Origin of the sequence: Parabacteroides sp. AF21-43, assembly GCF_003635435.1 — a bacterium.
Classification (GTDB): Bacteria; Bacteroidota; Bacteroidia; order Bacteroidales; family Tannerellaceae; genus Parabacteroides; species Parabacteroides distasonis.
The window spans coordinates 50,064-62,317 of the sequence record NZ_QTMG01000023.1; the positions used below are offsets into that span (position 1 = coordinate 50,064).

Genomic DNA, 12,254 nt, shown 5'->3' on the forward strand with positions numbered 1-12,254 from the left:
AATCAAAAAGAAATGTCTTCCCTTCCTTCCGGCGTTCGTTTGGTGCGGTTGCTGAACGAGCATTTAAATGATATCATGAACCGCGAGCGTGCGAACCAAAACTCGATTCACCTGTATTGCACGGGTCCTTACTGGGTGGCATTTGAGCGCTCGGCCTATCAGTTGCGCCATGTGTTCCCGGACAGCGAGATTACGCCAATGCGTTTGCTCGGCTACCCTTTTCCTGTGGTGATGGTGTCCGTTACGGATCGTTCGCTCCGCTCGTATGCCCGCAAGCACATCTTGCGAAGAGACGACATAGATTACAAATTATTAACAGCATCCCAACTCTCCCATGAGGACTACCAAGCGTGGCATGCCGGCGAGGTGAAGGGGTTGCCTTCATTAAGTGAGATCGTATGAGTGAGGTGCAAATTCTATTATTGTTATTACTGTCCGGATATCTGATCTCCGTGTCTTTGGGCATGGTGATCATCCCGAGGATCTTGGTGATCTCCCACAAGAAAAGACTGTATGATGTCCCGGATTCTCGAAAGGTACACACGACCCCGGTTCCCCGCTTGGGTGGCCTGTCGTTTTTTCCCGTGGTCTTGATGTCGTTTGCCTTGGTGATAGGCTTTCGCCTTTATCTGTGGCCCTCGGATCTGTCTAGCTTCTCGATCGAGATGCTCCATGAGTATCTTTTCTTGTTCGTGGGCATGACACTTCTTTATCTGGTGGGTGTCTGCGATGACTTGGTCGGGGTGGGTTACCGCTACAAGTTCATCGTACAAGTCGTGTCGGCCCTCCTGCTGGTGTTGTCCGGCAATTGGCTCGATACGCTGGGAGGCCTATTCGGGATCTATTCGGTCCCGGCCTTGCTGGGTGTGCCAGTCACGGTTTTCGCCGTGGTTTATGTGACAAACGCTATCAACCTGATTGACGGGATCGATGGTCTGGCCTCCGGTTTGTGCTGTATCGCCTTATCGGTCTTGAGCGTGTTCTTTTTCATTCAAGATCAATGTGTTTATGCCTTGCTCGCTATCTGTACGCTGGGAATCCTCATGCCTTTCTGGTGCTACAATGTCTTTGGCAATGCCAACTGCGGGCATAAGCTCTTCATGGGCGATGCTGGGAGTTTGACGTTGGGCTACGTGATCAGTTTCCTGATCATTCATTTATGCGTATCGAATAGTACCTCTACGGAGCGTTCGAATCCTTATTTGGTGATTGCCTTTTCCACGGTCTTGGTACCGTTGCTGGACGTGGTACGTGTGGTGCTGCGCCGCCTTCGTGAGCACAAGAACCCGTTCTTGCCGGACAAGAACCATTTCCATCATAAGTTGTTGCGCACGGGTATGCGGGTGCGGATGGTGATGGTGACGATCATTTGCGTGTCCGTTTTCTTTATCGCATTGAATATTGTATTGGCTAATCATTTGAATGTCAATTGTATATTATTTTTAAACCTGTCTCTATGGACGGTTCTTCACTTGGTGATCGATTGGCTGATCGCCCGGAATCGGCAGAAGAGGGAATCGGCATTCGACAAGAGGTTCTAGACAAGGAAAGCCGGGAAGGGCAATTCCGTCCTTCCTATAAATCAAAATACCATGAAGAAAGTATTGAAAGGCTGGCTCATCGACAATTCGGTGACCACCGACAACAAGACGGACAAGATCTTGTTACTGGCCTCGGCCGGAAGTTTAACTTTGGATGACGTGTTGGAGGAGATGTACAAGCAAGACACCGGTCTACGCCCGGAGACGATGCGTCACTCTGTGACCCTCTACCATCGGATAGTAATGGACTTGATCTTAAACGGCTATAGCGTGAACACGGGTCTGTTCCGTGCCGTCCCCCAGTTGAAAGGCGTGGTTGAGGGCGGCGTTTGGAACAAGGAGAATAATTCCATCTACGTCTCTTTCACGCAAGACAAGGCTCTGCGCGAGGCGATCGCCAAGACCGTGGTGGAGATCCTCGGCGAGAAGTCTAACATCATGTACATCCTGGAGACCGAGGATCGTAAGACGGGCTTGAAAGACGGCAGCGCCACTGCGGGTCACAACTTCTTCGTCCGTGGGGCGATGTTGAAAGTGGTTGGCGACCACGAGTCGGTAGGTGTTACGCTGACCGACTCCAAAGGTGCCACCACGAAACTGACGGATGACCAGATCACCATCAACAACCCTTCTTCGCTCACGTTGCTCCTGCCGGCTGATTTGGCGGAAGGTGAGTACACGCTGACTGTGACGACGCAGTATTCGAACTCCTACACGCTGAAAGTACCCCGCAGTATCAGTACCCCGATCTGGATTGGCGGCAAACCTGCTGATGGAGGCGGTGACAGTGAGAGTCCGGATGAGGTTTGATGATCTTATGAGCTAGTGGTTCTTTGTCCCAAGTGTTGAGACAGGTAATTCCCAAGGCATGGGAGTTATCAGTCCCAATGCTTGGGACAAATGAGGAATACAGAACCTTGTGTTAAATGAATTAAAGGAAGGAAAGAATGGAATCAATTTATCATCATACATCATTCAATGTTTTAAAGAGTATTGTAACCGATACCGGATTAAACTTTAGAGCCAGTAAATATAGTAACTATATAAATGGCGAGTATGAATGGATCAAGGATAAGGCGAATGTTGCGATTCAGGAGATGTGCGAGGAGCAGGGCGAACCTTTTGATAGTGATCCCAAAGAACATAATCCTGATGTTTTTTCAATGTGTTTACATGACAAAAGAGGAAAGGGAAGAAAAACAGCAATGAAACGTGTTTATGATAAATGCATGGTTGGGCCTGATAACTATCAAGAGGATTTGTCGGTCTGTACTTCTTGCCTCAAATAGGAAGAATTTGAATAAGAGAAGGAGTATAGGTATATGATGCCTAAATATAACCGGATCCTTTTTAGTATGATAAACAAATAACATATGAGTTAAGTGCGGAGAGTCGTGTGATGGGAGACTGCTTAGTATGGTTCTGTGAGAAAGGAAGGTTAAAGTTTCCCTCTCTTTACTTGACCTTGAAACATCTTTTTGATAATTGAAATATAGACGTACAAACTAATTAATATGCAAGCGATTATTTTAGCGGCGGGTATGGGAAAACGCCTCGGGGAATTGACTCGTAATAATACAAAGTGTATGGTGAAAGTTAATGGTACTTCCTTGATAGATCGTATATTAACTCAGCTTTCCCTGTTGGATTTGTCGAAAGTAATAATAGTTATCGGATATAAAGGGGATCTTCTACGTAACTATATTGGTCACAAATATAAAGGATTGAAGATAGAATATATAGAAAATCCAGTTTATGATAAGACGAACAATATTTATTCGCTTTCCTTGGCAAAGAAAGAGCTGCAAAAAGATGATACATTATTGATAGAATCAGATTTGATATTCGATGATACTCTTTTCCCGATGATTGTCTATAATCCATACCCTAATTTAGCGCTGGTAGCAAAGTACGAGACTTGGATGGACGGAACAATGGTTCGCTTGGATGAGGAGAATAATATTGTCAATTTTATTCCTAAGAAAGCCTTTAAATACGGAGATGTAGATTATTATTACAAAACGGTTAATATCTACAAGTTCAGCAAAGAGTTCTCCACTACGAATTATGTTCCCTTTTTGGAAGCGTATACTAAGGCTCTGGGCAATAATGAGTATTACGAGCAAGTGCTTCGGGTGATTACACTGTTGGATAAATGTGAATTGAAAGCCTTGCCTTTGCAGGGGGAAAAGTGGTATGAGATAGACGATGTGCAGGACTTGGACATTGCGGAAACGATTTTTGCCACAGAAGAAGATCGCTTGTCGCTTTATCAAAAGCGCTATGGTGGTTATTGGCGTTTTCCGAACTTACTAGACTTCTGTTATTTGGTCAATCCGTTTTTTCCACCTCAGAAGTTGAAGGATGAGTTGAAGGCTAATTTTGACGTGTTATTGGCTGAATATCCTTCTGGAATGCGTGTTAATTCGTTACTGATAGCTAGGTATTTTCATATTAAAAAAGAGTATGCCGTAATTGGGAATGGTGCGGCTGAGCTGATCAAGTCTCTTATGGAACAGATAGAGGGAAAGATTGGTGTCATATATCCGACGTTTGAAGAGTACCCAAATCGTTGCGATAAGGAACAGCTAATTTGCTTTACGCCGGATAATAGGGATTTCTCTTATTCTGCTTCCGATTTGAGAGCTTTCTTTTCTGATAAGCCTATTTCTACTTTGCTGTTGGTAAATCCTGACAATCCTTCTGGGAATTTCATTCCATACGCTGATTTGTTGGATTTGATAGCATGGGCACAACAAAGAAGAATCCGTATGGTGGTTGACGAATCATTTGTCGATTTCAGCGTAGGTTATGAAAATAATACTTTGTTGTGTGATGATGTATTGGAACAATATGAGAATTTGGTAGTGATGAAGAGTATTTCCAAGTCATACGGTGTTCCCGGTCTTCGTTTAGGCGTGTTGGCTTCGGGTAACATCGAGTTAATCAAGAAGATCAAAAGCGATATCTCTATTTGGAATATCAATTCGTTTGCCGAGTTCTATATGCAGATTTACGGGAAGTATGAGAGCGACTATAAGAAAGGTTGTGAAAAGTTTATCGCAGAACGCCAACGCTTTTATGAAGATTTGCGATCAATACCTTTCTTGCGTGTGATACCCTCACAGGCTAATTATTTCTTATGCGAGGTGACAGATAAATATAAAGCTACAGAACTTACACAACTCCTTTTGAAACATTGCAACATTCTTGTTAAAGACTGTAGCACAAAATCAGCCTTTGCTTGCAAACAGTATATTCGCTTGGCTATACGCAACAGAATTGATAATGCTTATTTCATAAAAGCACTTAACGAACTTTTGTAATAGAAATTGTTGTTCCACTGATTATTGATATACGGGGAAAATGCAATATCTCCGATTTGGGTAAATATACTTAATATCTATAAAATGATTTCTTTCTTAAAACTGGAAAATAATAAAACAGCAAAAACGTTATTTGCCAATTTTACTTATTTGTCAATTCTAGAAATCATAGGATTATTACTTCCCTTGATCTCATATCCATACGTTATAAGGACTGTTGGAGCCGATAACTATGGGGTAGTTGTTTTTTGTCAAGCTATTATTGCGTATGTAGTTATTATAATAAATTTTGGTTATAACGTTTCTGCAACAAGGAAAATAAGTGAAAATAGAACTAATGTGTTTAAAATTAGAGAAATATATTCAAGTATTGTATATCAAAAGCTATTGATATTTGCGATATGCTTGGTGAGTGGGTTGTTCGTATTAATATTCTTGAAATATGATTACTCTGTTATTCTCCTTGGATTTATAGGACTTTGCATTCAAGAAGTGTTTTTTCCTACATGGTTGTTTCAAGGACTAGAAAGGATGAAGTTTATAACAATTATCACTTTTGTGGCAAAGTGTTCATGTCTAATTTTAATTTTTTTGTTCGTACATGATAAAAAAGACTATGCTTGTATTCCAGTATTATATTCAATAGGAGGTTTTTTTACATCAGTATTATCGGTTATTATCCTTAAAAAAAAGTTCGATATATATTTTGTGAAGGTGTCTAAGTATAGGATGAAAGAGGATTTTTTAGAAAGTCTTCCTTTTTTTACATCTCGTTTATCTGCTATTGTCATGGAAAGAGGTAATGTCTTAGTGATAGGAACTTTTTTTTCTTATGATATGGTTGCTATATACGATTTGTGTGCTAAGATAGTTTCAATTTTAAAAACTCCATTTTCATTAGTAGCACAAGTTATATATCCAAATGTAGCTAAGAGTAAAAATATGCTGCTAGTGAAAAAATCTATTAAGATAGTGCTGCTTTTTGGTGCTTTTGTTTGTTTGTTTGTTTACTTATTTGCTCCTAATATTATTTTATTATTAAGTGATACTTCAATGTTAGGGGCCGTTTCGATATTAAAGATTATGGTTTTATATGTTCCAATAGTGGGGATCAGCTATCTATTTGGTGCTTCTGTTTTAGTTGTTAAAGGGTATTCAAGGGAATATAATTTAAGTGTTGTATATTCTGTCTTGTTATATATATTGATGTTATTATCATTTATCAGTTTTTCTAAAGTAAATCTTTATACAATGGCATTGGCTTTTGTTGCACCCGAATTATTTGTTGCGTTGTATAGGATTTGTATCGTTAAATATAAAAATATATTAAATTGATGGCGTATGTTATCTGATAAGCAAAAAAAACATATTTTGGTGAATCGTGATGGTTTGAAGTATTATACTGTTGAAGGGTTGGAAAAAGTACACGAAGAAATGCTACGTCTATTATTGATAATAGATACTATTGCAAAAGAAAATAATATTCCCTATTGGATAGATGGGGGTAGTTTGATTGGTATAGTACGTCATAAAGGATTTATTCCATGGGATGATGATCTGGATATTTCTCTGCTAAAAAAGGATTACCTTAGGTTAATTAAAGAAATATCAATGTATTGTGAAATGCACAATGATGTTGCACTGTTTTATAACGAGCCATTAGTAGAACATACTTGTAACTTTTTTGCCAGTAAAAAAGTATTTTCTCGTACTCAGGGTTCTTGTGTTCTTGTTCCTGTTAAAATAGATATTAGACCTGTTAATTGTATAGTTAAAAATAAAGATAATGTAATAGAAAATAATATTTATAGAGATACTGCAAATTATATCATATTTGGTAAATCTTATGGTTATATGAAAAAAACTTTAAGCCATAAAAATGAACAAATGGATTTTTTAGAATACTATAATTATAAATATGGGTTAGTAGATTCTGGATTAGAAAATGTTATAATGGTTCATCCTTATTTTGAATTTTCTAATACATTTGAGCTTACCTATAATGATTTGTTTCCATTAAAAATGCTGCAATTTGAGAATATGTTGTTGCCGGTTCCGAATAATTATGATTATTTGCTAAAAGAGTTGTATGGAGATTATATGAGTTACCCAAATATTTGCCATAGAGCACCTGTAGCATGTCAAATTTATCAAAGGCAATTGAAAGATAATCGTTTTAACTTGTGCTTGTCGATGTTTAAACATACTAACAGAGGATTGTTGTACAGGATGCGTATTATATTAGTGCAGATAAGATTGTTGGGAGTGTTTGAATATATGAAAATAAAAATTTATGAGTAATCGTGATAAAATTTTGAGTTATAGGGATTTGATAAAGAAAAAGCTGATTCCTTTAATAAATGCTGATTATGTATTGTTGGATGTACCCAACCATCCTAATATTGGTGATAATCTTATTTGGGAAGGAGAACTTCGATTTCTTGAAAATATTCATTATAAGTGTATTTACTCGGCAAATGTTCATAATTGGGATGAAAATAAGATAAAGGATGCCAAAATTATTTTATTTCATGGAGGAGGAAATTGGGGAGATCTGTATCGAGAGTGTCAAGAGCATCGTTTATATATTGCAGAGAAATTTAAAGATAAGCGCATAATAATATTTCCACAAACGGTGTGGTATAATAATAAAAGTATTCTTCCAATAGATTGTAAAATATTTAACAATCATGCGGATATTCATATTTGTTTGAGAGACCAAATGTCTATGGATATATTGTCTAATTATGTAGATGCAAAAAAACTGTATTTACTGCCTGATATGGCTTTCTTTGTTGATGTTGAAGCCATGCCGATGAGAAAGGTAAGGAATGATTGTATATTATTCATGCTTCGCACTGATTCAGAAATAGATGATATAACTTTTAAGTTGGAATCAGATTTTGACGTAAAAGATTGGCCTACATTTTCTAATAATAAATATATTTTATTATTGTACTCATATTTTGAGTATTTTAAAGTGGTGGTTTCTAAGAGATTGCAAAAATGTAAATTTCTAAATGTTTTTGTGAGTCCTATATATGGTTTAAATAGAAAAAATAATAGAGAGCGGTATATTTATAAGGGAATAAATTTTTTTTCGAACTATGAAATTATTTATACAACGCGTCTTCATGGACTAATTTTAGGTATTCTTATGGATAAGAAAGTGATAATTGTTGATAATAAATATAATAAGTGTAAAAATTATTATGATACATGGCTCCGTGAGTTTGATAATATAGAATTGATGAGCTAATTTTTTTCTGTTATAGACATCATTGCGAAATCTTATCTGCAAACATAACAATAAATGAAAGTTACAATTTTACTACCTGCATATAATGCGGCACTTTATCTTAGAGACTCTTTAGATAGCATTATGCGACAAGCATTTAAAGATTTTGATGTGCTGTTGATTGATGATGGATCTATGGATGATACCTCAAAAATCGCAATTGAGTATAGTAATATTGATAGGCGTATAAAGTATTATAAGAATGAGAAAAATATTGGTCTAATCAAGACGCTTAATAAAGGATTATCGCTTGCTAAAGGTGAATATATCGTTAGAATGGATGCTGATGATATAATGTTTGATGATAGGCTTTACAAACAAGTAAAATATATGGATTCAAATCCTGAATGCTTTGTATGCGGAGGGCAAATGGAGTATATAGGAGGCTTGACTGGAATGGCTCCTATTTTGCCTCAAAAATATGAAGATTTACTTTATTTATCTTTGATAAACTGTCCTTTGTATCATCCTACAACTATTATTAGGAACAGTGCGATTAAGCAGTTTGGATTGAAATACAATGACTCATATAAACATGCGGAAGATTATAAGTTTTGGAGTGATATAATTTTTTCACATCCTAACTCTATTGCCAATATCAAAGATGTTGTATTGTTTTATCGTATTTCGAACAACCAAATAACCGCAAAATATAGTGATGAACAAGATTTAATATCAAAAATAGTGAGAAGAGAAAATGTTCAGCATGTTTTAGTGCCATATGGTATAAAGTTGCCGGAAGTAGTGAACTGTGAAATAATTGAAAAGGTATCTTCGCTTATAAGAAAGGAGCATATTGATGCAGCTGAAATTCTGACATTGGTACTATGTATGCTGTATATGTCTATGGAAAATTCTTATGTTAGAATAAAGCATTTTATACTGTCGAAGGATTATTCTTTATTTGTTAAAAATTCTTCGAGAATCAAATTGGGATTGTCTGTTTTGTTAAGTGGAATTTTCTCTAATAGAGGGAAAAGATTTGTGATTTAAATCTTATAGTACTCGATTCATTATGCCTAAAGTTAGGTGGTATCAAAATATACTGATTATATTTTGCTTCTTTGTTTATTTCTTTCCATTTAAAGCTTACGGGTTTGATCCAAGGCTTTTAGTCTTTTTGTTTTTCTTTATTTATATGATTAAAGATGGATTGTTACTTAATAGAAAAGTAAAGTGTAGATATATAAAGACTTTGTTTTATCCTGTCTTGATGTCTTTGTTTACAGTGCTTTCAAGTGTTGTAAATACGATAACCGAAAATACGTTTATTATATTTCCTTTTCAAGTTATTTATTTATTACTTCTTTCTTACTGTATATACTATATTACAAAAAGGTTTTGCAAGGTAATAAGCTTTTATGTAATAACACGCTATTTTTTGATGACATTAGTTGTACAGTCTGTTATAGCTATAGTAATGTTTGTCAATCAACCAATATGTTTATTCCTGTTTGATTTACAAGGTATAGATCTTACTAGTAGGGTTATTAAAATGTATTTCGGAGTCCGGTTGATCGGACTCGGTTGTTTCTACTTTGGAGCTGGAGCTATATATGGATTAGGCTTAATTGCTATAATGCCATTCATGTTAAAAGCGAAAAACAAGCAGCAATTAATTAAGTTGATATTGCTATATGTTTATATATTCATTGTAGGTATCTTCTTTGCAAGGACGGCTATGATTGGTTGTGTGTTTAGTATAGTGTATTTGATTTTTTGTATATTAATACCTAAAATGTGTAATAAGGTATTTTTAGTTTTCAGACAATTTATAATCTATCTTACTGTTTTTGGTATAGCATTAGTTTTCATTTATACATCATCTCCCAAATTGCAGGAAGATTATGGTGATATCATTGATTTTGGTTTTGAAGCTTTTATTAATTTAGTTGAAAATGGAGAACTATCGACTGCATCAAGTGATGGATTAACGGAATATCATTTGAGTATATGGCCGCAAAATCAAAAAACATATTATATTGGTGATATGCGTTGGACTAAAGGCGATAGTTATTATGGTGATTCTGATGTTGGGTATGTTAGGTTATTGTTCTATTTTGGTGTTCCTGGAGTAATACTATTTCTATTATATCAATATAGTATAGTTAGAATTTCTGGTTTGATATTTAAAGAACGGATTCTTTCGTTTTTCTTTTTTACGGTGTTTTTTTATGCTTTGATATTATTAATTAAAGGGTATATTGATGTTGCATCATTGATATTCATTTATTTACATTATAAATCATTAGATTCAAAATATGAAAATCGTATACTTTGTTGATGGATTAAACAGAGGAGGCGTAGAGTCGGTTGTTTGTCATCTATCGTCAAGTTTCGCCAAATTGAGGAATAAGATCTATATTATATGTTTGCACAAAGATATGAATGATCTGCACCTTGAAATACCTGAATATATCTCTGTTTTTTACCTTCCTTTTGAAAGTAACAGGAATCATCATGTTAATTATATTCGTTATTTGCCGAATTTAGTGGATTTGTTGAAAAAGATAAAACCGGATATTGTTCATGCGCACAATTCCTCATTTTCATATTTCTTTTTATCTATAGGTATATTGCTATCGAGAACTGTTCCGGTTAATATTAGAAGCATACATTTTAGTGGTTTTTTTCTGGAAAAAAGAACAATCGAAGATAAAATACGTTTTATCTTCGATTGGTGTGCATGTCGATTGTTAAAAACGATAATTATATCTGTTGGTCCTACGGTAAGTCGTGTTGTTAAAAGATTATATACTTCTAATCAACATTTGACGATAGTAAATGGAATTGATACAAAAGAAAAATTTTGTAAACGTAATCTTACGAAATCGTGTATGGGGATTAGTGAAGATAAATATGTTGCTGTTTATGTTGCACGAATTTGTGAAGGAAAGAATCACGATACCCTAATCAAGGCGTGGGAAATAGTGACACAGTATCACCCTTCTGCCTTATTACTATTTATTGGAGATGGCCCACTTAAAGAACAATATCAATCTGTTGTTCATGAAAAATCATTAGATGATAAAATCACATTTACTGGTTCTATTCCCAATATTGTTGAATATCTGTCAATTGCAGATGTTGGAGTGTTTCCCTCAGAATCTGAAGGGCTACCATTGGTTCTTATGGAAATGATGGCTGTGGAACTACCTGTGGTTGCTTCTAAAATACCATCTTGCTGTGATCTAATAGAGGAGAATGTTAACGGTATTTTATATGAAACCTATGATTATAAAGATTTGGCTAACAAAATTCTGAGTGTTTTATGTGATAATGAGCTAAAGAAAAAACTTGGAGAACAAGCTAAGTTGCTTGTTTGTAATCATTACTCCATTGAAAATATGATAAATCGGCATAATATTCTTTATCAGAAGTTGCTATTAAAACAGAATTTTACAGATGCGTATAATTAACAGATTTATTAGTACTGTGAAAGGAGAAGATTTTAAATTAGATTCAAGGGTTCCATTATCTTATGTTATCTTACTTTTCCTGTCACGAGGACTATCCTTGCTTTGGGGTATTATTCGTTTTCGATCAATAAAAAAACTTTTTATACATCCTTCAAGTGTAATGAGGTGTACCTCTATGATTAAAGTAGGAAAAAATTTCAGTGTAGGAAGAAATTGTTATATAAATGCTCTTTCCCAAGAGGGGCTGATATGCGGCGATAACGTATCTATCGGTTATAATACGCACATAGAATTAACAGGTTCTTTACGGTATTTTGGAAAGGGAATGCGAGTAGGAAATTATGTCGGATTAGGTACACATGGGCATTATGGAAGTGGAATGGGCTTTTTAGAGATTGGAGATGATACTATATTCGGAAATTATGTGAGTATACATCCAGAGAATCATAATTATCATAATACAAATATTCCTATTAGGCTACAAGGTGTTAATGGTGTTGGCGTTAAAATTGGCAAGAATTGTTGGATTGGAGCAAAAGTTACGATTTTAGATGGTACTATCATCGGCGATAACAGTGTTGTAGCAGCAGGTGCTGTTGTGCGTGGACAGTTTCCTGATAATTGTGTTATAGGGGGGATTCCGGCAAAAATTATCAAATATATTTAACAA

The 12,254-nt window shown here is 35.7% G+C and carries 12 protein-coding genes; all 12 read left to right on the plus strand.

The genetic code is table 11. The features are described from left to right. The first annotated feature begins 12 nt into the window (after positions 1-12). The 12 genes from DWX84_RS15340 to DWX84_RS15395 all read left to right on the plus strand — a co-directional run bounded on the left by DWX84_RS15340 (position 13) and on the right by DWX84_RS15395 (position 12,251). Positions 13-402, plus strand: coding sequence for a hypothetical protein (locus tag DWX84_RS15340; protein WP_009017866.1), 390 nt, complete (start codon positions 13-15; stop codon positions 400-402). After that, a complete protein-coding gene (locus DWX84_RS15345) occupies positions 399-1,541 on the plus strand; it encodes an MraY family glycosyltransferase (RefSeq protein WP_005856244.1) in 1,143 nt (380 codons plus the stop codon). Before DWX84_RS15340 ends, DWX84_RS15345 begins: the two co-directional genes overlap by 4 nt. Positions 1,542-1,592: 51 nt before the next feature. Then, a complete protein-coding gene (locus DWX84_RS15350; RefSeq protein ID WP_122377551.1) occupies positions 1,593-2,351 on the plus strand; it encodes a DNA-binding domain-containing protein in 759 nt (252 codons plus the stop codon). Positions 2,352-2,488: 137 nt separating this feature from the next. Further along, on the plus strand, positions 2,489-2,830 hold the full coding sequence (locus DWX84_RS15355; RefSeq protein ID WP_011966449.1) for a hypothetical protein: 342 nt from the start codon (positions 2,489-2,491) through the stop codon (positions 2,828-2,830). 225 nt (positions 2,831-3,055) lie between these two features. Continuing rightward, positions 3,056-4,867, plus strand: a complete 1,812-nt coding sequence (locus DWX84_RS15360; RefSeq protein ID WP_011966448.1) for an aminotransferase class I/II-fold pyridoxal phosphate-dependent enzyme — start codon at positions 3,056-3,058, stop codon at positions 4,865-4,867. An 84-nt stretch (positions 4,868-4,951) separates the two neighbouring features. After that, the gene (locus tag DWX84_RS15365) at positions 4,952-6,202 is read left to right on the plus strand and encodes an oligosaccharide flippase family protein (RefSeq protein ID WP_011966447.1); all 1,251 of its coding nucleotides are present in this window, start codon (positions 4,952-4,954) and stop codon (positions 6,200-6,202) included. A 6-nt stretch (positions 6,203-6,208) separates the two neighbouring features. After that, positions 6,209-7,168 carry a phosphorylcholine transferase LicD gene (locus DWX84_RS15370; protein WP_011966446.1) on the plus strand — a complete coding sequence of 320 codons (960 nt, stop codon included), beginning with the start codon at positions 6,209-6,211 and terminating at the stop codon, positions 7,166-7,168. Beyond that, positions 7,161-8,126: a polysaccharide pyruvyl transferase family protein gene (locus DWX84_RS15375; protein WP_011966445.1), complete on the plus strand. Its 966-nt coding sequence runs from the start codon at positions 7,161-7,163 to the stop codon at positions 8,124-8,126. Before DWX84_RS15370 ends, DWX84_RS15375 begins: the two co-directional genes overlap by 8 nt. 54 nt (positions 8,127-8,180) lie before the next feature. Continuing rightward, positions 8,181-9,158 carry a glycosyltransferase family 2 protein gene (locus DWX84_RS15380; protein WP_048927431.1) on the plus strand — a complete coding sequence of 326 codons (978 nt, stop codon included), beginning with the start codon at positions 8,181-8,183 and terminating at the stop codon, positions 9,156-9,158. Between the two features lie 391 nt (positions 9,159-9,549). Beyond that, positions 9,550-10,449: a hypothetical protein gene (locus tag DWX84_RS15385; RefSeq protein ID WP_141806851.1), complete on the plus strand. Its 900-nt coding sequence runs from the start codon at positions 9,550-9,552 to the stop codon at positions 10,447-10,449. Next, complete coding sequence (locus tag DWX84_RS15390) at positions 10,427-11,584, plus strand: glycosyltransferase (RefSeq protein ID WP_011966442.1); 1,158 nt, start codon at positions 10,427-10,429, stop codon at positions 11,582-11,584. The genes DWX84_RS15385 and DWX84_RS15390 overlap by 23 nt, the downstream gene beginning before the upstream one ends. Before the next feature lie 175 nt (positions 11,585-11,759). Further along, positions 11,760-12,251, plus strand: coding sequence for a DapH/DapD/GlmU-related protein (locus DWX84_RS15395; RefSeq protein ID WP_227742544.1), 492 nt, complete (start codon positions 11,760-11,762; stop codon positions 12,249-12,251). The last annotated feature ends 3 nt before the right edge of the window (positions 12,252-12,254 follow it).